The sequence below is a fragment of the Arthrobacter sp. NA-172 genome (assembly GCF_043952055.1).
In the GTDB taxonomy this organism is placed as follows: domain Bacteria; phylum Actinomycetota; class Actinomycetes; order Actinomycetales; family Micrococcaceae; genus Arthrobacter.
This window is the reverse complement of sequence record NZ_JBINOT010000003.1, coordinates 887,431-909,003: the sequence shown is the minus strand read 5'-3', so window position 1 is coordinate 909,003 and position 21,573 is coordinate 887,431. Positions and strand designations below refer to the sequence as shown.

General features: G+C 63.6%; 14 protein-coding genes and 4 pseudogenes. 11 read left to right on the top strand and 7 right to left on the bottom strand.

Translation table 11 applies throughout. The features are described 5' to 3' along the window. Positions 1 to 131: 131 nt before the first annotated feature. Both ACF0H6_RS18350 and glyA read right to left on the bottom strand, forming a co-directional pair. Positions 132 to 1,040: a bifunctional methylenetetrahydrofolate dehydrogenase/methenyltetrahydrofolate cyclohydrolase gene (locus ACF0H6_RS18350; RefSeq protein ID WP_395250916.1), complete on the bottom strand. Its 909-nt coding sequence runs from the start codon at positions 1,038 to 1,040 to the stop codon at positions 132 to 134. 2 nt (positions 1,041 to 1,042) lie between these two features. Next, on the bottom strand, positions 1,043 to 2,362 hold the full coding sequence (gene glyA, locus ACF0H6_RS18345) for a serine hydroxymethyltransferase (RefSeq protein ID WP_395251356.1): 1,320 nt from the start codon (positions 2,360 to 2,362) through the stop codon (positions 1,043 to 1,045). Positions 2,363 to 2,574: 212 nt separating this feature from the next. Here glyA and purU point away from each other — a divergent pair. From purU to ACF0H6_RS18330, 3 genes and pseudogenes are all read left to right on the top strand, one after another. Beyond that, positions 2,575 to 3,436: pseudogene (gene purU / locus ACF0H6_RS18340) on the top strand (formyltetrahydrofolate deformylase). A gap of 95 nt (positions 3,437 to 3,531) precedes the next feature. Continuing rightward, positions 3,532 to 4,224, top strand: coding sequence for a class I SAM-dependent methyltransferase (locus ACF0H6_RS18335; RefSeq protein WP_395250915.1), 693 nt, complete (start codon positions 3,532 to 3,534; stop codon positions 4,222 to 4,224). Positions 4,225 to 4,233: 9 nt separating this feature from the next. Further along, a complete protein-coding gene (locus tag ACF0H6_RS18330) occupies positions 4,234 to 4,755 on the top strand; it encodes a gamma carbonic anhydrase family protein (RefSeq protein WP_395250914.1) in 522 nt (173 codons plus the stop codon). A gap of 13 nt (positions 4,756 to 4,768) precedes the next feature. On the opposite strand, the gene ACF0H6_RS18325 is transcribed toward ACF0H6_RS18330, so the two are convergent. Next, positions 4,769 to 6,484 carry an FAD-dependent oxidoreductase gene (locus tag ACF0H6_RS18325; protein ID WP_395250913.1) on the bottom strand — a complete coding sequence of 572 codons (1,716 nt, stop codon included), beginning with the start codon at positions 6,482 to 6,484 and terminating at the stop codon, positions 4,769 to 4,771. Next, positions 6,481 to 7,910: pseudogene (locus ACF0H6_RS18320) on the bottom strand (amino acid permease). The gene ACF0H6_RS18325 and the pseudogene ACF0H6_RS18320 overlap by 4 nt, the downstream one beginning before the upstream one ends. Before the next feature lie 203 nt (positions 7,911 to 8,113). Between ACF0H6_RS18320 and alr the strand changes: the two are divergent. Next, a complete protein-coding gene (gene alr / locus ACF0H6_RS18315) occupies positions 8,114 to 9,343 on the top strand; it encodes an alanine racemase (protein ID WP_395250912.1) in 1,230 nt (409 codons plus the stop codon). Continuing rightward, positions 9,333 to 10,958: a PucR family transcriptional regulator gene (locus tag ACF0H6_RS18310; RefSeq protein ID WP_395250911.1), complete on the top strand. Its 1,626-nt coding sequence runs from the start codon at positions 9,333 to 9,335 to the stop codon at positions 10,956 to 10,958. The genes alr and ACF0H6_RS18310 overlap by 11 nt, the downstream gene beginning before the upstream one ends. Before the next feature lie 72 nt (positions 10,959 to 11,030). Here ACF0H6_RS18310 and ACF0H6_RS18305 read toward each other — a convergent pair whose 3' ends face one another. The 3 genes from ACF0H6_RS18305 to ACF0H6_RS18295 form a co-directional block, all read right to left on the bottom strand. Continuing rightward, positions 11,031 to 12,383, bottom strand: a complete 1,353-nt coding sequence (locus tag ACF0H6_RS18305) for a type II toxin-antitoxin system HipA family toxin (protein ID WP_395250910.1) — start codon at positions 12,381 to 12,383, stop codon at positions 11,031 to 11,033. Continuing rightward, positions 12,380 to 12,664, bottom strand: a complete 285-nt coding sequence (locus ACF0H6_RS18300; RefSeq protein WP_395250909.1) for a helix-turn-helix domain-containing protein — start codon at positions 12,662 to 12,664, stop codon at positions 12,380 to 12,382. Before ACF0H6_RS18300 ends, ACF0H6_RS18305 begins: the two co-directional genes overlap by 4 nt. 135 nt (positions 12,665 to 12,799) lie before the next feature. Beyond that, a complete protein-coding gene (locus ACF0H6_RS18295; protein WP_395250908.1) occupies positions 12,800 to 13,609 on the bottom strand; it encodes a nitrilase-related carbon-nitrogen hydrolase in 810 nt (269 codons plus the stop codon). Between the two features lie 224 nt (positions 13,610 to 13,833). On the opposite strand from ACF0H6_RS18295, the gene ACF0H6_RS18290 reads away from it, so the two are divergent. From ACF0H6_RS18290 to ACF0H6_RS18265, 6 genes and pseudogenes are all read left to right on the top strand, one after another. After that, the gene (locus ACF0H6_RS18290; RefSeq protein WP_395250907.1) at positions 13,834 to 15,024 is read left to right on the top strand and encodes an ROK family transcriptional regulator; all 1,191 of its coding nucleotides are present in this window, start codon (positions 13,834 to 13,836) and stop codon (positions 15,022 to 15,024) included. A gap of 138 nt (positions 15,025 to 15,162) precedes the next feature. Further along, positions 15,163 to 16,718 (top strand): annotated as a pseudogene (mmsA, locus tag ACF0H6_RS18285) (multiple monosaccharide ABC transporter ATP-binding protein). 44 nt (positions 16,719 to 16,762) lie between these two features. Further along, positions 16,763 to 18,033: pseudogene (gene mmsB / locus ACF0H6_RS18280) on the top strand (multiple monosaccharide ABC transporter permease). A 50-nt stretch (positions 18,034 to 18,083) separates the two neighbouring features. Continuing rightward, the gene (locus tag ACF0H6_RS18275) at positions 18,084 to 19,184 is read left to right on the top strand and encodes a substrate-binding domain-containing protein (protein WP_395250906.1); all 1,101 of its coding nucleotides are present in this window, start codon (positions 18,084 to 18,086) and stop codon (positions 19,182 to 19,184) included. 239 nt (positions 19,185 to 19,423) lie between these two features. After that, a complete protein-coding gene (locus tag ACF0H6_RS18270) occupies positions 19,424 to 20,866 on the top strand; it encodes an ABC transporter permease (protein ID WP_395250905.1) in 1,443 nt (480 codons plus the stop codon). A 2-nt stretch (positions 20,867 to 20,868) separates the two neighbouring features. After that, entirely contained in the window at positions 20,869 to 21,570 is a 702-nt protein-coding gene (locus ACF0H6_RS18265) for an ABC transporter ATP-binding protein (protein WP_395250904.1), read from the top strand. Positions 21,571 to 21,573: the final 3 nt, after the last annotated feature.

Genomic DNA, 21,573 nt, shown 5'->3' with positions numbered 1-21,573 from the left:
CCGGCGTCGTCGGGTTAACGGCGTAGGGCACCTACTCCCGCGGGAGTAGGTGCCCAACTTACTAGCAGTTGTTGTCGCTTTGAGGGCTCATAACGGCATCTACTGCCGGTCAGATGGGGAAGCTGAATGCTCTAGGCGATGCCCGCTTGGCGTTCCGCGGCTTCCACCACGTTGGTCATGAGTAGCGCAACCGTCATGGGGCCGACTCCGCCGGGGTTGGGCGAAATCCAACCGGCCACCTCCGCAGCCGCCGGGTCGATGTCGCCGTGGACCGTGCTCTTGCCCGTTTCCGGATCGGTCTCCCGGGTAACGCCGACGTCGAGTACCGCCGCGCCTGGCTTGATGTCCGCGGCCTTGACGATGTGCTTCACACCAGCGGCCCCCACAATGACGTCCGCCTGCCGCAGCAGCTCCGAAAGGTTTTTCGTCCCCGTGTGTGTGAGCGTCACGGTCGCGTTCACTGCCCGCCGGGTAAGAAGCAGACCAATGGAGCGGCCAATAGTGACTCCACGTCCAACCACAACCACGTGCTTGCCGGCGAGGCTGTAACCGTTGCGCTCAAGGAGTTCGATGACGCCGCGGGGCGTGCACGGCAGCGGCGAAGTAATCTCGCCGTTGACGTTGAGCACAAGTCGGCCCAAGTTCGTAGGGTGAAGTCCGTCTGCGTCCTTGGCGGGATCGATCCGCTCAAGGATCGCGTCCGTGTCAAGGTGCTTGGGCAGCGGCAACTGAACGATGTAACCGTGGCACGCGGGATCGGCGTTGAGTTCGTCAATGAGACCCTCAACCTCGGCCTGCGTAGCATCTGCGGGCAGCTCACGCTGGATCGAGTTCATCCCGATCTCCCGCGACTGCTTGTGCTTCATGGACACATACAGCTGTGACGCCGGATCCGCCCCGACAAGCACCGTCGCAATCCCGGGCGTGATACCCCGGGCCTCAAGGGCAGCCACACGCACTTTCAGCTCAGCCTTGATCTCCGCGGCAGCAGCCCTACCGTCGAGTAGCTGCGCGCGTTTAGCAGTTCCTGCCTCTGTCACGCTTACCACTGCTCGTGCTGCGGGTACAGCGGGAAGTCGGCGGCGAGCTTGTCAACGCGGGCCTGGAGGGCATTAATATCGACGCTGCCGGCGGAGCCGGACTTCAGCGCGGAAGCGATGATCTCGGCAACCTCGGTGAACTCGGTAGCACCGAAGCCGCGGGTAGCCAGGGCCGGTGTACCGATGCGCAGGCCGGAGGTGACCATCGGCGGACGGGGGTCGAACGGCACGGCGTTGCGGTTGACGGTGATGCCCACGGAGTGCAGGAGGTCTTCGGCCTGCTGGCCGTCCAGCTGCGAGTTGCGCAGGTCCACGAGGACCAGGTGGACGTCGGTGCCGCCGGTCAAAACGGAAATGCCGGCTTCAGCGACATCGGCCTGGTTGAGGCGATCCGCGATGATCTTGGCGCCTTCGAGGACGCGCTCCTGGCGCTCCTTGAATTCCTCGCCGGCAGCGATCTTGAAAGCAACGGCCTTGGCGGCGATCACGTGCATGAGCGGGCCGCCCTGCTGGCCCGGGAACACGTTGGAGTTGAGCTTCTTAGCCCATTCCTGCTTGGCGAGGATCACGCCGGAACGCGGTCCCGCCAGTGTCTTGTGTACCGTGGAGGTGACGACGTCGGAGTGCGGCACCGGGCTCGGGTGCAGGCCTGCTGCGACGAGGCCCGCAAAGTGGGCCATGTCCGTCCAGAGGAGCGCGCCAACCTCGTCGGCGATGGAACGGAAGGCCTCGAAGTCGAGGTGCCGAGGGTAGGCGGACCAGCCGGCGATGATCACCTGCGGCTTCTCGGCGATGGCCTGTTCCCGGAGCTTGTCCATGTCCACGCGGAAGTTGTCTTCTTCGACCTGGTAGGCAGCTACGTTGTAGAGCTTTCCGGAGAAGTTGAGCTTCATGCCGTGGGTCAGGTGGCCACCGTGGGCCAGGGAAAGGCCGAGGATCTTGTCGCCGGGAGTGATCATGGCGGACAGGGCTGCGGCGTTGGCCTGCGCACCCGAGTGCGGCTGGACATTGGCGTACTCGGCGCCGAAGAGTGCCTTGACGCGGTCGATGGCGAGCTGCTCGGCGACGTCCACGTATTCGCAGCCACCGTAGTAGCGGCGGCCCGGGTAGCCTTCGGCGTACTTGTTGGTCAGGACCGACCCCTGCGCCTCCATGACGGCGCGGGGCGCAAAGTTCTCGGAAGCGATCATTTCCAGGGTGCCGCGCTGGCGGCCGAGTTCCTGGTCCAGAACCGCTGCGATCTCGGGGTCGAGCTCGGCGAGCGGTTGGTTGCTGATGGTCGCGGAGGTGATGGTGGTGGTGGTCACGAAGATCTCCTGGATAGACAACGGGTATTTCTACAGGTCAGGCTACCGGCTGGGTTTTTTCCATGCCTTTGATTACGGGGCATGGCACAGCGACAGTAAAACGTGACCCTCGGCCCAGGCGTACGATCCGTGGTCTTCATCAATGCCGCTCCCTGGTGGTACACCACCCAACGCCAGTCGCGACGACTTAAACAGTACAACAGGTGCGCGACGGTAGGCTTGACCGTGTGACTGACTCCACCCTGCCTACGTCTTTTGTTGTAACTCTGTCCTGCCCGGACCGCACTGGAATTGTGCACGCCGTTGCCGGCGCCCTGCTGGAGGCTGGATGCAATATTGCCGATTCCCAGCAATACGGCAGCCCCAGCACGGGAAACTTCTTCATGCGGGTGGAAGCCACTACCTCCTCGGCCCAGTCCGAGCTGAGCTCGGCGCTGGCACCGGTGGCGGAAGCGTTCGGCATGACATGGCAGATCAACCCGGTGGGACAGAAAGTCCGTACCTTGATCCTGGGATCCAAGGACGCGCACTGCCTCAACGATTTGCTCTTCCAGCAACGTTCCGGGATCCTCCCCATCGAGGTGCCGGCCATCGTGTCCAACCACCGGGAGCTCGAAGGGCTGGCCGAGTTCTACGGCATTCCCTTCCACCACATCCCCGTCACGCGGGAAACCAAACCCCAAGCCGAGGCGAAGCTCCTTGAGCTCATCCACAAGCACGGCATCGAGCTGACCGTCCTGGCACGCTACATGCAGGTCCTCTCCAACGAGCTATGCACCGAGCTCAACGGCAAGGCCATCAATATCCATCACTCCTTCCTGCCCTCCTTCAAGGGCGCCAAGCCGTACCACCAGGCACATGCGCGGGGCGTGAAGATCATCGGCGCCACCGCGCACTACGTCACGGCGGACCATGGACGAGGGTCCCATCATCGAACAGGAAGTCATCCGCGTGAACCACGCCCGCACCGCTGAGCAATTCGTGCAGATGGGCCGCGACGTCGAGGGACGCACGCTTGCCCAGGCCGTGCAGTGGCATGCCGAGCACCGCGTCCTGCTCGACGGCACCCGCACGGTGGTCTTCAACTAGCGCTCCCGCTGGCCCAACTGACACGCATTTAATGTCGTTTTGGGCGCCCATGACGACATCTACTGCCAGCCAGTTGGGTGTTCTACGCTGGGTGCATGGACGGCTTCACCAGGGCATTCGGAGACGAACCCGCGAGCCATGAAGCGGACCTCGCCGCTTTCTACGACCGGCAGGCCTCGACCGAGAACACCCGGGCCATGACGCCGCGTCGGGTGGAGTGCCGCGAATGGTTCATCCGCCTCCTCAAGGAGGAGCACAGGCATTCGTTGTTCGAACTAGGCTGCGGGACCGGCGTCGAAGGATTGGAGTTCGTCCGCGCAGGCCTGCACTACACAGGAGTGGACCTGTCCGAGGAGAGCATCCACGTCGCCCGCGGGAATAGGCTCGACGCCAGCGTGGCCAGCGGCCGGAACCTGCCCTTTCCTGACGGTGCCTTTTCGGCGGTTTGGACCATGAGCACGCTCCTTCATGTACCCAATAGCGGAATCCACGACGTCGTCAGCGAACTCGTGCGGGTCAGCACGGCTGGTGCGCCAATCGCCGTCGGACTCTGGTCCGGTGACGATGAAGAGGTCTTCAACCCGGAGGGCCTGGACGAACCCCGGCGGTTCTTCAGCCGCCGGAGCGATTTGTCCGTGAGGCGGATCTTCGAGGCACATGGCGCTGTGGAACACTTCGAGGCCTGGCCGGAAGGTAACGGAGCCGAGTCCGGACCGGGGGCGGGTAATTGGGTCCAGCACTATCAGTTCCTGGTCCTCCGAACGCCCGGCAGGGCCGGCGTGTTCTAGGCTTGCCACATGGCTCCCGTTTACACCTTTGCCGGGGACACCCCGGTCATCCATGACACTGCCTTCGTGGCACCCTCTGCGTCCATCATCGGCAAGGCCACCCTGGGCGAAGACTCCAGCGCTTTCTACGGCGTGTCCGTCCGGGCAGACACCGCCGCCATCAGCGTCGGCGCCGGCACCAACCTCCAGGACAACGTGGTCCTGCACGCGGACCCCGGATTCCCCTGCACTGTCGGCGAGCGCGTCAGCGTCGGGCACAGCGCCGTCGTACACGGGTGCACTGTGGAGGACGACTGCCTTATCGGCATGAGCGCCACCATCCTGAACGGCGCCGTGATCGGTACCGGTTCGCTCGTGGCAGCTGGCGCAGTGGTGCTCGAAGGCACAGTCATCCCGCCGCGCTCACTGGTCGCCGGAGTGCCCGCCAAAGTGCGCCGCGAACTGAGCGAAGAAGAGCTCGACGGCGTGAAGCGCAACGCCGTGCATTACCGCGAGCTCGCCGCGGCGCACCGGGAAATGCACGCCGGATAACCGGTCCAGACAGCTAGTCCAGGCTGATCGGCCCCAACTCGTCCAGCAGCTCGCCAGGGCCCGGGTTACCCGGAACGGAAGAACCGCCGAGGTGGTTCACCACACCCCACACGGCGTTGAGCCCGGTGGTAACTGCGCCTTCGGCCCAGCCAGCAGTGAACGAGACATCGTCGCCGGCAAGGAAGATCCCGCGCTGGCTCTCGGGCAGCTTGCCCTGCTTGAAGTGCGTGAACAGGCGCTGCTGGTAGCGGTAGTGCCCTGGCAGATTGGCCTTGAAGGCGCCCATGAAGTTGGGATCGGCCTCCCATGAGACCGTGATGGGCTGGCCGACAATGTGGCTGGCGATGTCCACACCCGGGTAGATCTGCTCCAGCGAGTGCAGCATGAGCTTGACGCGTTCCTCGGCGCTGAGGGCGAGCCACTTGAGGGCGTCGTCGTTCCACGTGTAGGACAGCAGGATGACTGCGGGCTTGTCCGGGCCGTCGTCGAGCAGGTAAGTCGCCCGGTTCAGCCGGTCCGTCAGGGTCATGGACAGCATTTCGCGGCCCGTTTCGGGGTCAATGTCCTTCCAGAACGGCCGGTCCACCATGACGAAGGTCTTTGACGACTGCATGTAGTGCGAGCGCTCGATCGCGGTCCACAGTTCGGCCGGGAACAACGATTCCTGGGTGTGGATGCGGGTGGACAGCAACCAGGACTGGCATGTAGTCACGACGGCGGGATAGCCGGTTTCGCGGCCCCAGCGCTCGCGCACCATGAGGTCGCCGTTGCTGCCGCGCTCGATGCGGTCCACGGCTCCGCGCGGGGAACCGGAGTGCAACGACGCCAGCGAGGTGCCTTCGGGCCAGTGAGCCATGCCCGACGGCGCGTGGTGCCAGAGTGCCTCGGGGAGCCGTTGCGCTCCCCCGGTGATGAGCCTGTGCTGGTCATCCGCATCGGTATAGACGACGCGCAGGATCTCCAGGATCGAGTTGGGGAAGTCGGTGTCCCAGCCGCCGGTGCCGAAACCGACTTGCCCGAAGGCCTCGCGGTGCGCGAATCCGGCTTCCTTGAAGGATGTGCTTGCCGCGATGAAGCCATAGAAGGTCTGCTCGTCCAGGAGCGGGAGCAGTTCGTTCCACAATTCCTTGATCCGGGTGGTGTCGCGGGCGCGGATGGCCTCCTGCATTTCCCGGAAAGCAGCTCCGTCATTCACTGCGGCCTTCCAAGCCGCGGCAACCTCGTGGAAGAACTCCGGCAAATCCGCCGAGGTTTCCGCGTAGTGCCTCTGCCCGGCCAGCTCGATCACCGTACTGGATGTTGCCGGGGCGAGCGGGTTGGGGAATTCCTGGGTATCCAGGCCGAGGAGATCCACGTAGTGGTAGAACGCCTTGCCGGACACCGGGAACCGCATGCCGCCGAGGTCCGCGATGACTCCCGGGGCTGAGGGGAAGCTCGCGGTGCGCAACCGCCCGCCGATCTGGTCGGCTTCGTAGACCACGGGCCGCAGCCCGAGCTTCATGAGCTCGTAGGCCGTGACGAGTCCCGACAGGCCGGCGCCGATCACGGCCACCTCGGTCCCGTACAGCTCCTGCGGAACAACCCCCAGGCCGTCCGGGTGGGCGAGGAAGTGATCGTAGCTGAACGGGAAGTCCGGGTTCAGCATGGTGATAGGCGCGTCGGCCGGCGTTGCCCCAGAAGCACCCGTGCGGGGGGTGGGTTCCATGGGCAATTCGGTGGCGATGGTCATGAAAGTTCTGCCTTCACAATTTCCGGGTCAGCGACCCTTGCGGATAGTTCACGGTATTCCTGTTCGGTCAGGGCCGCTACCTTGGAGTTCCGGCGTCCGTAGCCGAAGTAGAGTGCGATCCCCACGAGCATCCACCCGCCGAACACCACCCAGGTGTCAGCCCCAGGTTGGCCATCAGGTAGGCGCACATGAGTGTGCCGAGGACAGGAGTGATGGGGTAGAGCGGCACGCGGAAGCTGCGCTTGAGCTCCGGGCGGTTGCGCTGCAGGTAGATCACGGCGACGTTGACCAGCGCAAACGCAAAGAGCGTGCCGATGCTGGTGGCGTCTGCCAGCGCGCCGAGCGGAACGAGCCCCGCGGTGAGTGCGACGGCGGTGCCCACGATGAGCGTTCCGGCCACCGGGGTGCCGGTTCGCGGAGAGATGCGGCCGAAGACCTCCGGGACCAGTCCGTCGCGGGACATGGAGAGCAGGATGCGGGTCTGTCCATAGAGGACCGTCAGCACAATGCTGGCGATGGCGAGCACGGCACCGATGGAGAAGACGAGCGCGATCCAGGGCTGGTGGGTGGTTTCCTCAAGGATCTGGACCAGTGCGGCCTGAGTCCCTCCGAACCATTCCCACGGGCGTGCGCCGATGGCTGCCACGGCAACCAGGACGTAAATGCTGGTCACGATCACCATGGAGAGCAGGATGGCCCGCGGCAGGTCGCGCTTGGGGTTGCGGGCTTCTTCGCCGGCGGTGGAGGCGGCGTCGAAACCGATGTAGGAGAAGAAGACCCGGGATGCAGCGGCCGAGACACCGGCGGCACCCATGGGCATGAGCGGTTCGAAGTTCCCGGCGTTGAACGCGGTGAAGGCAACCGCGCAGAAGAACAGCAGGATGACAATCTTGATGGTGACAATCGCCGTGTTGATCCACGCGCTTTCCTTGGCACCGCGTACCAGCAGGATCATAGCGAGCACCACAATCAGCATGGCCGGGATGTTGACCACGCCGCCGCTGCCCGGTGGCTGAGACATCGAGTCCGGCAGGAACTGCCCGAACGCGGCGAGGGTTTCGTTCACGTACTGCCCTGCACCGACAGCGACGGCGGCCACGGAGACCGCGTATTCGAGGACGAGGCACCAGCCACAGATCCAGGCCATGCCCTCGCCCATCGTGGCGTAGGAGTAGGAGTAGCTGGATCCGGCTACCGGTACGAGTCCTGCCATTTCGGCGTAGGACACGGCCGAGAACAGGGCAGCCAGGCCGGCCACGACGAAGGAAATCCAGACCGCAGGGCCAGCTAGCGGCACGGATTCGCCGAGGATCACCAGGATCCCGGTGCCCAGCGTGGCGCCGACGCTGATCATGGTCAGCTGGAGGACGCCGAAGCTGCGGACCAGGGGCGTTCCGCCCTGGCTGGTTCCGGCTTCGCTGACCATTTGCCCGATCGGCTTGCGGCGCAGCAGCTGCGAACCGAGTCCCGGGCGGCGATTAGCCTGTGCGGCGTGGGTTGGCTTGACTTGGGTGGTTGTAGGCACAGTCACCGTTGACGTCCCTTCAGAGTAGTTGCGGTTTCCCGTGTCCACCGTAAGCCTGTGAGCCAGCTCTCAATGAGGTGCAAAATGACCTATAGTGATCAACCATGAGACGTATTGCACAATCAGAAACCCCACCGGAAGCGACGCTTTCGGGGCAGGTCAACGTTGACCTGTCTGCGATTTCGGACAACATCAAAGCACTGAGAAGGCGCACCGACGCACCCCATTTCATGGCCGTCGTGAAAGGGAACGCCTACGGGCACGGCCTCGTGGAGGTTGCCCGCACGGCCATAGAAGCCGGGGCTGACTGGTTGGGAACCGCACAGCTGAGCGAAGCCATCGCGCTTCGCAGGGCCGGGATCACCGTACCCGTATTGTCATGGCTGTATCTGGCATCCCAGACCAGCGCAACCATTCGTGAAGCACTTGAGAACGACGTCGACGTTTCGCTTGGGAGCGTCGGCCAACTTGAGGTCCTGGCCGGGATCGCGAGGCAGTTGGGCCGTCCCGCCGTCGTGCACTTGGAACTGGACAGCGGCCTCAGCCGTGGTGGGGCCCGCAAGGAGGACTGGCCCGAACTTGTGGCCCAGGCGCGCATGGCCGAACAAGACGGCACGGTTCTAGTCCGCGGCATCTGGACGCACTTGGCGTGGGCCGATGTCCCTGCCCACCCCGGCAACGCCGCAGCCGTGGCTGAGTTTGAGGACGCTGTGCGGGAAGCCCGCGACGCCGGCCTGAACCCGCAACTGCGGCACGTATCCAGCTCGGCCAACATCCTGGACCGGCCAGAATTCCACTTCGACATGGTCCGCGCCGGCCTCGCCATCTATGGGCTGGCTCCGGCCGATCACCTGAACCCTGCCGACTTCGGACTGCGCCCCGCCCTGAGCGTTACCGCACCGCTCGTCATGGTCAAGAAGGTTCCGGCGGGGACAGGTGTCAGTTACGAACACCAGGCCATCACGCACGAACCGCGCTACCTCGGGCTCATCCCCTTGGGCTACGCCGACGGCATCCCCAAGGGCATCAGCGGCCGGAGTGTGGTCCAAATCGCCGGGCGGAAGGTCCCTGTGATCGGCAAGGTCTGCATGGACCAATTCATGGTGGACCTGGGCCCGGACGCCTCCGGGGTCGAGGTTGGCCACACGGCCCTCCTCTTCGGCGATCCGGCAGGAGGGGCGGCGAGCGCGGACGATTGGGGCGCGGCGATCGGTAGCCATGGCGACGAGATCATCAACCGGATCGCACCACGGCTCCCCCGGGTGTACCGAAGCAGCGCCTACGAGTGCCCGGACTACGAGGAAGTCACGGAGGCACCGAGCGATGTCGCCTGAGCCGACCCCCAGCCGCCTGAGTTTCGTCACGCTTGAGCAGTTCCTGAACCAGCTGCCGCCCGAGTTGGAAATACTCCACGACGGCGGCAGCGGCGCGGAGCTGTTGCGCTGGGTTGAACCTAGCGAACTGGACGATCCCACCCCCTACCTGCCGGAAGGGGAGTTCTTGCTTACTTCGGGGCTCCCCTTCCTGGGGGACGGCGGTTCAGCGAGGCACGTCGACGCATACGTCAAGCGGCTGGTGGGGGCCAAGGTGGCAGCCCTGGGATTCGGGATCAAGCCGTATTTCGACACCGTCCCGTCCGAGCTGCTCACAGCGTGCCGCAGGCACAAGCTCACTTTGATCGAGATCCCCGAGTCCATCCCGTTCGCCGCGATCGGACTGCAGTTCTCCCAGCTCCTGGAGTCGGACAACGCGAAGGTCTTCCGCCAACTCGCGGACACCAACAGGCAACTCATGCGTGCAGTCCTCTCCCCTCGGCCGGAACACGAACTGCTCGCGGCTTTGGTCCAAAAGGCGCCTGTCTGGGCACTCCTCGTCGGAGCAGACGGGCGGGTCCGTGCACGCGCCCACGCTGCCGGCGGCAGCACCGGCGTCGAGCATTCACTGCTGGAGCCCATGCTGGAACGGCTACTTTCAGGGAGCGGGCCGCGGGTTGAAGTGGACGGGTTTGAGCAGCCGGGTTCCGCGATGGTTTTCGGCCACCCACTGCGGAGCACCAAGGATGCGAACCTCGGCGCCCTGATCCTGGGATCGGACGTTGCGCTCGCTCCCGCTCAGAACAGCGTGGTGCAGTCCGTGGTGGGGCTGCTCGAGTTGCTCGTCCGGCAACGGACCAGCGGCTCGCTCGCGCCGAGCCAACTGGCTACGGCTTTGCTCCTCCACCCGGAAAGCCTCTCCACCGGCAGCACGCGGCACGTCAACGGGCTCAAGGATCTGCTGGCCCAAAGCCTTTCTTCCACCCGCTCCGCTCCCCTGCGTGTGGTGCAAGGCATCAAAGTGGACTCGCCTGAATGGCCTGCCGGAGACAGCCCGGTGCGCGAGTTATTGCAATGGCGCCGCCTCTTCGACTCGAAACTGGTGGAAATCACCGATTACGGTTTCGCCGCGATTACCCGGCTCAAGGTTGAAGACTCACTGCTGGCGGACATCGAAAAGCTCGGTTGGCGGCTGGTCATCGGGGATCCCACGGAACTGACCGGGCTGGCCGCGGCCTACCAGCGCGCCACATCGCTCCGCAGCCGCGTGCAGTCGAGCGGTAAGAGCGCCCGCGTCGACGAGGTGACGTGGTCCGTCACCGGACTCCTCGGACGCGAGGCCGGGTCCATGTTGGCCGCGCGGCTTCTTGAACCAGTGCTAGCGCTCGACGCCGAACGTCGCGATCCGCTGCTAGCTGTCCTTCGTGGATGGTTGAGCGAGAATGGCAGCTGGGACGCCTCCGCCAAACTGCTGGGGCTGCATCGGAACAGCGTGCGCCGGCAAATCGGCGTCCTGGCCGAACTGCTGGACACCGACCTGAGCCAGGCCCAAGTGCGGGCCGAACTCTGGATCGCGCTGCAGTACACGGACGGGCTGGTGGGCGGGTTGCCCCGACCCGACGGTCCGGGTGTCTAGCCTGCGGCGATTCCCGGCCGTCACTTTGGCGTCCACACCGTGTTCGATTCGAGCGGAACATCATACGAAGATTCATTGTGAGCGGCGCCGAAAATGTCCGTCGATGAGCCGTCCATTCCTGCTGTGCGGACGAACCCAGACTTCGCCGGGTACCGAGGACGGCCGACCTGACGCCAGATCGATCATTGTCGGGCTGCTGTCGCGAACATCGGCGGCGCGGTCCCGGTGCTCACCCTCGAACGCCTTCGCCATGAATTCCAGGGCGTCCGGCTCGACACCGGCAGCCATGGCTTCCTCACGCCAGTGCGACAAGGCCGCATCAATGGTCCGGATGCGCTGGATTGCCTCTGGCCTGGTCAGCCTGAAGTCCTCGGAGTGCTTGACGAGCAGCCTCACGTCCCGGTCCCCTGGGTCATCCTCAGGAGTGAGCGGAGTGTCGGAGCGTCCGGTTCTTGAAGGGTTCACGTCGAACGATGGAGCGAGCCGCCATCCGTTGCCGCGATGCAGGAGGCCGTGGTTGCGCATGTGGTCGTCAATGTTGTTGGCCATCGCGATAAACGCCGCCCTCGAGAAGAGCTCGGCGGCATCGGCAGACGGGTTCGCGGAAACCGTGGCCACCCTTCGGGCGAGAGTGGCGTAGTCAGGATGTTCGTGCTGGCCCAGAGCGAATGCACTGCGGAAGCTCATGTAGGGGATCCGGTGTCCGGCATCCCTGTCGAACCTTCGGGTAAGAAGCACCGACCTGCTCGCGCCTAGGGAGACGGTCGATGATTCCTGCACGTGGATCCCGGCCCGGCGTTGCATCCGGATCGTAGCGAGTTCCCAAGCCGAAACGTCTGTCGTGTCCGAGTTGCGCGGGAACTTGGCCAGATGCATCTCGCCGCTGTCATCGCGCACCCACGCCTTGGGCTGGGCGCCGCCGGGTGAGGAGCCAACTCCAATGAGTTCAGTGACCGCCTCGTCGATCTCACCGCTCTCGGTAAACCGTTGGGCGGCGTCCACCAGCTTCGGGATCTCGTGGATGGCAGCACTCAAATGCTCGTCGGCCAGGAAGGTTCCGCTCTTACGGAACCGCAGTGCTCCTTGACGGGTCTCATCGTCGACGGCGAGCAGCAACTCAATCTCAGACGGCGAAACAAACCGTGCGCCCTCGGTACGGGCTCTCTTACGCAACCCAGCGTCTAGGAGGTTCCGGCCCCAGCTGTCCGGGGCGGCGTCGTCGAAGGCGAGGAAGGTGGTTCTGTGACTCGCAGGAGTGTGGGGGCCACGCTTCAGTGGAAGGTCCGGGGAGATCGGGAATGCGCGAGAATCCGAAAGCCATTCATCAAGGTAGGTGAACGTCATCGAGGGTTTCTGGAATCCTGGGCGCACATCGACTGAGAAGTTCCCGGCCTGAACGTCGTCAATCCATACTTCGTGGCTCATTGGCTCCTCCGGGCGCGCTGGCGACCAAGCAGGTGCGCGCGGGCACGGCCCAGGTCCGTACTCAGAGGGTCGCTCGACTGGATGAATTGTTCGGTGAGGTTGAGCACTTCCATGAGAGCGAGCACGCTCCCCAGCCGGACGCCAGTGTCCCCGCGTTCAATACGGCGCAATGTGGGCATGGAGAGGTTCGCCCTGTCCGCAGCTAGTTCCTGGCTGAGGCCAAGCACAATCCGCCACTGCTTAAAATGTTCCCCAAGCTGCTCTGCTGTCTCGTCGACCAAGGCTGCTCCTCTCGCATCTAACAATACTTGCATGTTGTCTTATCGGACATAGACGAACATATAAATTTCATTAGCTTCGGTTAACAAGTCGGCTGCCATAGCCCTGAGGGAATCATGAAGACGGGAACCGGAGACTCAACCTTTCCGCGCCGAGTCCTCCCATCCGCGGTAGAGCTCCGGCCGCCGTTCGCGCAGGTACGGCACCTCTTCGCGGGCCTCGCGCACGGCTTCCGTGGAGATCTCGGCGAACAGCAACGCCGGCCCGTCTCCAGCCGCGGCCAACAAGGAACCGTCCGGACCCGCAACAACGCTTCCGCCCAGGAAATCACACCCGTCCTCGTTCCCGCTGTGGTTCGCATAGGCCACATTGAGCTGGCTTTCCAATGCCCGGGCCCGGATCAGAACCTGCGGCACGGAGTCGAAGCCCGCGGAAAGGGCAGTCGGAACCAGCACGAGCTCGGCTCCGCGGGTGGCTGCGGCCCGGACGGACTCGGGAAATTCGACGTCGTAACAAATGAGCAGCGATGTCTTGACCCCGTTGAAGTCCACGACGGCGGGAGCAGCGTCTGCTGCGGAAAAAGCCTTGCGTTCTTCCTCGCCAAAGAGATGCACTTTGGCATAGTCAAGCAGCACGGCACCGCGAGCATCCAGCAGCGTGGCGGAGATGTGCCAGCCGCCGTCGACAGCGGGGGCGGGAACGCTGTAGATCAGTCCGATTCCGTGCGTGCTGGCGATGTCCGCAAAGCGCTGACGGATGCTTGGAAGCGTGGCGGGATCGAATTCGTCATGGATCCTCAGCGGCGCGTACCCCAGTGGGAAGAGCTCCGGCGTCAGCAGAAGAGCGGCACCGGCCGCAGCAGCGCGTTGCGCTGCCAGGTCCACCGTCTTCAGATTGGCTTCGATGTCCAGCACAACAGCGTTGGCCTGCAGGACAGACAGCAGCATCTTTACCACCTCAATCGCACTTTGCATCGCCGGCTGGCATCTTCGAGGGGACGTGCCGGAAATTCTTCGTGAATCCAGCCTAGCCAGCCATAGTTCCGACCCGCAGGGCAAATGGCCCTGCTCAGAGCCGGTGAGGGACAGAACGCACCCGGACACTTCGAACACGATTCAGATATTGTGTTAACTTCTTGACTGCAACCGTGATTTGAGGCACGCTTCATGTCATGCCTGCAACATCCAGCTCGACGAAGAGCCACCGCAAGAACCCCGGCTCGCAATCGGCGTTGCGTCACTTGAACCAGCAACGGCTTATCGAATGCCTGTTGAGCGGGCCTTCCACCCAAGCCGAACTCGCCAGGCAGACGGGCCTTTCCACGGCGACGGTGTCCAACATTGTCAAGATCATGCAGGACGCAGGGCTCGTCTCCACCGAGCCGATCACCAGCTCCGGCCGGCGGGCCCTAAATGTCCGGCTCAACAGCAACGGCGCCGTGGCTGTTGGAATCGATTTTGGCCGGCGTCACCTGCGGGTGGTCCTGGCCTCGCTGGGTTATCACGTCATTGTCGAGGAAACGGTCACTCTGCCCCTTGGCCACCACGCCGAACAAGGCATCATCGCCGCCGTCGCGCTTCTCGACAAGCTGCTGCTCGAAAGCGGTGTGGACCGGAGCTCCGTAGTGGGCGCGGGCGCCGGCATCGCCGGGCCCATCGACCGCCGTTCCGGCACCGTGGCGCAAGGTGCCATCCTGCCCGAATGGGTGGGGATCCAGATTCTCGAACGGCTGGAAGAAGCCCTCGATCTGCCTGTCTACGTTGACAACGATGCCAACCTGGGCGCACTATCCGAGGTCACGTGGGGACCCCACAGCGGAATCAACAACCTCATGTTCCTGAAGATCGGTTCCGGCATCGGCGCGGGCCTCATCATCCACGGGGCGCCCTACTACGGGGCGGTAGGAATCACAGGAGAAATCGGCCATGCGACCATCCACGAATACGGCGCCATCTGCCGCTGCGGCAACCGGGGCTGCCTGGAAACCATGGCCTCCACCACCACCATGATCGAGCTGCTCGGCAAAGGCACGGGGCTGAACCTCGAGCCCGAGGACATTGTTCGCAACGCCCTCGCCAGGGACCCCGCGACCCTTCGCGTGGTGGACGACGCGGGGCTCGCGGTGGGGCGCGCGTTGGGCAATGTGGCGAATCTCATCAACCCGGAAGTCATCGTGGTGGGCGGCCCCTTGGCTGGCCTCGGCGACATCCTCCTGGACCCGATCAGGCGCGGCCTCGTCCGCCATGCAGTGCCCGTGATCGGCGAGACAACGCACTTGGCAATGTCTTCTCTCGGCGCCCGGGCGGAGGCCCTCGGGGCGGCCGCATTGGTGTTCCAGCACGCCGGAATCAAGCAGGGCTAAATAATTCGTTACCACGCTGTTATCGCCGTCTTGCGTTAAAGTCTTGACGACAAGCGGTGTGATCCAGTTTACTTTCTCATCAGATAGGCTCGCCATCCCCGAGCCGACAACGACGTCAAACATTGGAGGCGCGAGGGTATGTCGACCCCCATAACGCACCAGGATCCGGTTCTCCTCGAGATGCGGTCCATCACCAAGGAATTTCCCGGCGTGAAGGCGCTCTCGGACGTTAGCCTCCGGGTCAAGGTAGGCGAAATCCACGCGATCTGCGGCGAAAACGGTGCAGGAAAGTCCACGCTGATGAAGGTGCTCTCAGGGGTCTACCCCTACGGCAGCTACGCCGGCGACATCGTGTACCAGTCTGAAGTCCAGCAGTTCAAGGACATCCGTGCCAGTGAGCAGGCCGGGATCGTGATCATCCACCAGGAACTCGCACTGATCCCGGAACTGTCCATCATGGAAAACATCTTCCTCGGCAACGAACCCGTCCGGCGCGGCATCATCGACTGGGCCGAGGCACGCAAGCGGTCAATCGAGCTGCTCGCCAGGGTAGGCCTGCGCGAGGACCCGGATACCCCCGTCAAGGAAATCGGCGTCGGCAAGCAGCAGCTGGTGGAAATCGCCAAAGCCCTGAACAAATCCGTCAAGCTGCTCATCCTGGACGAGCCCACCGCAGCGCTTAACGAATCGGACTCCCAGCACCTGCTTGACCTCATCCTTGGCCTCAAGGGCCGGGGCATCACGTCCATCATGATTTCCCACAAGCTCAACGAGATCGAGCAAATCGCCGACGAGATCACCATCATCCGCGATGGCAAGTCCATCGAGACACTCAACGTTGTGGAAGACGGTGTGGACGAGGACCGGATCATCAAGGGCATGGTCGGACGGACCCTCGAGTCCCGTTTCCCCGACCACACGCCGAAGATCGGCGAGGTGTTCTTCGAGGTGAAGGACTGGACTGTGGGCCATCCGCAGATCCAGGACCGCCTGGTCTGCAAGAGCTCCAACTTCCACGTCCGCCGCGGCGAAATCGTGGGATTCGCCGGACTGATGGGCGCCGGCCGCACCGAGCTTGCCCGCTCCGTCTTCGGCCACTCCTACGGCAGGTTCATCTCGGGGCAGGTGTACAAGGATGGAAAGCCGATCACCATGCGCAGCGTCCGCCAAGCGATCGACGCCGGCCTGGGTTACGTCACCGAGGACCGCAAGAGCCTAGGGCTGAATCTCCTGGACGACATCAAGACCACCACGGTGTCTGCCAACCTTAAGAAGGTCAGCCGGGGAATCGTTGTCGACACCAACAAGGAATTCGCAGTGGCTGAGCAGTACCGGAAGTCGCTGCGCACCAAGACCCCGTCTGTGGAGGAAGGCGTGTCGAAGCTTTCCGGCGGGAACCAGCAGAAGGTGGTCCTTGCCAAGTGGATGTTCACCGATCCGGATCTCCTCATCCTGGATGAGCCCACGCGCGGAATCGATGTCGGGGCCAAGTACGAGATCTACGGAATCATCCAGCAGCTGGCCAACCAGGGAAGGGCGTCATTGTGATTTCCTCCGAACTCCCTGAACTGCTGGGCCTCTCCGACCGCATCTACACCATCTTCGAGGGCTCCATCACTGGCGTGCTTAACAAGGACGAAGCCAGCCAGGAGAGCCTCATGAAGCTCATGACATCCAGCCGCAAAGCTGCCTGACCCCGGTCACCTCCAGAACCACACGGACACAAGGACCCAAAACAATGAACGCGCTCAAGAAGCTATTCGGTGGCAACACCCGCCAATTCGGGATGATCTTCGCCCTGGTCTGCACTCGTCATCTTCTTCCAGATTTTCACCTCTGGCCGCACCCTTACCCCGGGTAACGTCATCAACCTCTTCAACGGCAACTCCTACATCCTGATCCTGGCCATCGGCATGGTCCTGGTCATCATCGCCGGCCACATTGACCTTTCCGTAGGTTCGGTAGCGGCCTTCGTCGGCATTTCTGTGGCCCTGGCCATCAGGGACTGGCACCTGCCATGGTACGTAGCCGTCCTGTTCGGGCTCGTACTCGGAGCCCTGATTGGAGCCTGGCAAGGATTTTGGACGGCATACGTCGGCATTCCAGCCTTCATCGTGACCCTCGCGGGCATGCTGCTGTTCCGCGGTTTCAACCAGTTCGTCGGCAAGTCCAACACCGTTCCCGTCCCCGAAGACTTCCAGTACCTGGGCCTCCGGGTACCTGCCCGAGATAGGGCCGAAGACGGGGTATAACAACCTGACGCTCCTGCTTGGCCTCATCGCCGTCGCGTTCGTGATCTTCAGCGAGGTGCGCAGCCGCCGCAACGCCCTGGCGTTGGGCGCCGAAGTGCCGGAAACATGGGTGATGATCACCAAGCTCGTCCTGATCAACGCCGCCATCCTCTACGCAACGTACTTGTTCGCCACGGGCCGCCCCGGCACTTCATTCCCCATCCCGGGCCTCATCCTGGCCGTCCTGGTCCTGATCTATGGATTCATTTCCGCCAAGACAGTCATTGGTCGCCACATCTACGCAGTCGGCGGGAACCGCCACGCGGCCGAGCTCTCCGGGGTCCAGTCCAAGAAGGTCAACTTCATGGTCATGATGAACATGTCCATCCTGGCCGGACTCGCCGGCATGATCTTCGTGGGCCGCTCCACCGCTTCCGGTCCGTTCGACGGCGTCGGCTGGGAACTTGACGCGATCGCAGCCGTTTTCATCGGTGGCGCCGCGGTCACCGGTGGCGTGGGCACTGTGATCGGCTCCATCGTTGGTGGCCTGGTCATGGCTGTCCTCAATAACGGCCTCCAGCTCCTCGGCGTCGGCGCTGACCTCACCCAGATCATCAAGGGCCTCGTGTTGCTCGCCGCAGTCGCCTTCGATGTCTACAACAAGACCCAGGGAAAGAAATCGATCATCGGAATGATGATGAAGAACTTCGGGCGGAGCAGCGAAAACGCTCCGGACGAGACCACAACAACCAAGGACGTCATCTCGAAGGAAGCCTGATCGGCTTCGTGACACTTGTTCCATCCACAACAAAGAAAGCGAACCAAGATATGCGAATGTTTGGAAAAGCAGGAAAGGCAGCAGCTATCGCTGCGATCGCGGCACTGGCGCTGACGGCCTGCGGCCGTACGGACAGCGGCAGCTCCAGCGGCTCATCGAGCGGCGGCGAGGCATTCCCCAAGGGTTCCTCGATCGGCGTCGCGCTCCCCCAGAAGACCAGTGAAAACTGGGTCCTGGCAGAGAAGCTGTTCAACGACGGACTCACGAGTGCCGGATTCAAGCCCGATGTACAGTTCGCCAACGGCGGCGTTTCGGAGCAGCAGAACCAGATCAGCGCCATGATCACCAAGGGTGACAAGCTCATCATCGTCGGTGCCATCGACGGCGCTCAGCTGGGCACGCAGCTCAAGCAGGCCAAGGACGCCGGCGCCACGGTCATTGCCTACGACCGCCTGCTCCTGAACACCTCCAACGTGGACTACTACGTGGCCTACGACAACTTCAAGGTCGGTGTGCTGCAGGGACAGGCCCTGCTGGACGGACTTAAGGCCAAGAAGCCGACCGGCCCGTACAACGTCGAGCTGTTTGCAGGCTCCCCCGATGACGCCAACGCGAAGGTCTTCTTCGACGGCGCCATGAGCATCCTGCAGCCGAAGATCGACGACGGAACCCTCAAGGTGGTTTCCGGCCAGAAGTCGTTCGAGCAGGCTGTTACCCAGGGCTGGAAGGCAGAGAACGCCCAGAAGCGCATGGATACCCTGCTTGCAGGTACTTACACCAGCGCTTCGCTGGACGGCGTGCTGTCCCCGAACGACACCCTGGCCCGCGCCATCCTGACCTCGGTCAAGGCGGCCGGCAAGCCGATCCCGGTCGTGACCGGCCAGGACTCGGAAGTTGAGTCCGTCAAGTCCATCATGGCTGGTGAGCAGTACTCGACCATCAATAAGGACACCAGCAAGTTGGTCGCGCACGCCATCACCATGGTCAACGACATCCAGTCCGGCAAGACCCCGGAAATCAACGACACCAAGTCCTACAACAACGGCGTCAAGACCGTGCCGGCATACCTGCTGCCCCCGGTCATTGTGACCCTGGCCAACGTGAAGACGGCCTACGTGGGCGATCCGGTCCTCGGCCCGATCACCAAGTAGCACTTCTCACCTAGCTCCAACGACGGCGGTCATCCCCACTCAAGGGGGTGGCCGCCGTCGTAGTTTGTGTACAGATAAGGCCCCTTAAGCGCGCGTTTAAGGGGCCTTATCTGTACACAAACTCAAAATGAACGCTTCACAGGCCCCGCATAGCTTCCGCTGGACAGTCGCACAGCCGCACTAAGCACTGTTGAGTCAGCAGGCGCGCCGCTCGGGCGGGCCAGGTCCGAAGGAGAAACGTGAGCGTCCTCGCCCGAAGCGTAGGCAATGCCTTCCGCAACAAGATAAGAACTGCGGCCGTGGTTGCAGTACTGGCCGTCGCGATCGGGCTGGCGCTAGCCATGCTCGTGGCCAACCAGGCCGTGGGCAGCAAAGTCCAGGAGCTCAACGCCTCGGTGGGCACGGTCCTGACCGTGAACCCGGCCGGCGGCCAAGGCTTCCAAGGCGGTGGCGAGCCGCTCACTGCGGCCCAGACCGCGACGGCGGCAGCGGTACCGAACGTCGTTTCCGTGGTGGGGACCAAGGAACTTCGGCTGGAGACCGCAACCGCCACCTCAAGCACAGCCACCGGCACCACCACGCAGCAGGCCGGACCGGGAGGCGGTCCCGGCGGCGGAACCAGCGTGACCACCAACCTCCAGGCAGCGATTGACCCCGGCACGCTCGGCAACCGCAACAACACCGGCGGCAGCACCACTGGAGGCACTGGCAACGCTGGCGCGGGTAACACCGGAACGGGCAACGCTGGAACCGCGCCGGCGTTCTCGCTGCCCATCACGGCCACCGGAATCGGCGCCGAGGTGGACACGGCAGGCAAGGCACTGAGCATCACCAGCGGCACTGGCCTGGGCGACTACACGGTGGCGAGTACCAAGGCCCTTGTTGGCACCACCCTTGCAACAAAGAACAGCCTCAAGGTGGGCTCGACCTTTACCATCGCCGGCAAGACGTTCACGGTGGCAGGCATCTTCGATGCAGGTACGGCTTTCGGCAACAACGCCGTCTACACCACCCTGGCCGAGGCCCAGGCCCTCGCGGCAACACCGGGCGAGCTCTCCAGCATGGTGGTAACGGTGAACAGCATGGAGAACGTGGACACTACGAAGACGGCGTTGCAGGCTGCCTTGGGCACCAACAAGGCCGACGTGACCCAGGGCCAGCGGAACCTCGAAACCGCCGTCAGCTCCTTGGATAGCGTCAAGAATATTTCGCTCGTGGCCTTCATCGCGGCACTCGGCACCGCCGGCCTGATCATCCTGCTCATCATGGTCATGCTGGTCCGCGAGCGCCGTCGTGAAATCGGCGTCCTGAAAGCCATCGGCGCCCGCAACCGGACCATCGGCCTGCAATTCGTGCTCGAAGCCCTCGTCCTCGTGGCGCTCGGAACGGTAGTGGGCGCTGCGATTGCCTCCTTTGCGAGCGGCGGCATCGCGTCGGCGCTGATCAGTTCCAACAGTTCGACGGCGACCACGGGCCAGCGCGGCCCCGGCGGCTTCGGCGGTCCAGGTGGCGGTCCATTCGGCGGAGCCTCCCAGCTGCTGACCTCCGTGACGGCGAGCGCCTCCCCCGGCGTCCTCGCAGCCGGCGTCGCCGCGGTCTTCGGCGTCGCCGTCGTGGGTGCCTTGGTGCCCGCGCTCCTCACTGCCCGCATCCGTCCCATCGAAGTCCTCCGAGGAGAATAGCCATGATTGAAGTCAAAGAACTGGTCCGCCAATTCAAGTCCGGCGACCGCACCATCAAGCCCGTCAACGGCGTGAGCTTCGAACTCGAGAAGGGCTCCCTCGCTTCGATCGTGGGCAAAAGCGGCAGCGGCAAGAGCACCTTGCTCTCCTTGCTGGGCGCACTGGACAAGCCCACCAGCGGGGACGTCGTGGTGGATGGAGTCAGCCTGGCCGGGATGCCCGCCGGCAAACTCACTGAGTACCGCCGTCGGGACATCGGTTTCGTTTTCCAGCAGTTCAACCTGATCCCCAACCTCTCTGCCGTGGACAACGTGATGTTGCCCATGGAGTTCGCCGGGATGCGGAAGAAAGCCCGCTTGGAGCGCGCGAAGGCACTGCTCGAACAGGTGCAGTTGGATCCGGAGAAACAGAGCCGCCGAGTCAACAAACTCTCGGGCGGCGAGCAGCAGCGTGTTGCGATCGCCCGGGCGCTGGCCAACGAGCCAAAGCTCATCCTGGCCGACGAACCCACCGGTAATCTCGACGAGCAGACCGGCGAACACATTATCGAGTTGTTGAGCTCGTTGAGCCGGGACCACAACACCACCATTCTGGTGGTGACGCACGACCGGAGCCTGGCGCAGAAGACCGACCGCCGCTTCAGGCTCCAGCAGGGCAAACTGAGCGAAGAAACCGTCCGTCCACGGGTGGCGGCCGGGGCGTGACGA

What these genes read in the sequence shown, in the direction of transcription:
- ACF0H6_RS18335 (WP_395250915.1), top strand. Translation starts at nt 3,532, where the DNA reads ATGGACGGCTTCACCAGGGCATTCGGAGACGAACCCGCGAGCCATGAA.
- ACF0H6_RS18330 (WP_395250914.1), top strand. Translation starts at nt 4,234, where the DNA reads ATGGCTCCCGTTTACACCTTTGCCGGGGACACCCCGGTCATCCATGAC.
- ACF0H6_RS18325 (WP_395250913.1), bottom strand. Translation starts at nt 6,484, where the DNA reads ATGACCATCGCCACCGAATTGCCCATGGAACCCACCCCCCGCACGGGT.
- alr (WP_395250912.1), top strand. Translation starts at nt 8,114, where the DNA reads ATGAGACGTATTGCACAATCAGAAACCCCACCGGAAGCGACGCTTTCG.
- ACF0H6_RS18310 (WP_395250911.1), top strand. Translation starts at nt 9,333, where the DNA reads ATGTCGCCTGAGCCGACCCCCAGCCGCCTGAGTTTCGTCACGCTTGAG.
- ACF0H6_RS18305 (WP_395250910.1), bottom strand. Translation starts at nt 12,383, where the DNA reads ATGAGCCACGAAGTATGGATTGACGACGTTCAGGCCGGGAACTTCTCA.
- ACF0H6_RS18295 (WP_395250908.1), bottom strand. Translation starts at nt 13,609, where the DNA reads ATGCTGCTGTCTGTCCTGCAGGCCAACGCTGTTGTGCTGGACATCGAA.
- ACF0H6_RS18290 (WP_395250907.1), top strand. Translation starts at nt 13,834, where the DNA reads ATGCCTGCAACATCCAGCTCGACGAAGAGCCACCGCAAGAACCCCGGC.
- ACF0H6_RS18275 (WP_395250906.1), top strand. Translation starts at nt 18,084, where the DNA reads ATGCGAATGTTTGGAAAAGCAGGAAAGGCAGCAGCTATCGCTGCGATC.
- ACF0H6_RS18265 (WP_395250904.1), top strand. Translation starts at nt 20,869, where the DNA reads ATGATTGAAGTCAAAGAACTGGTCCGCCAATTCAAGTCCGGCGACCGC.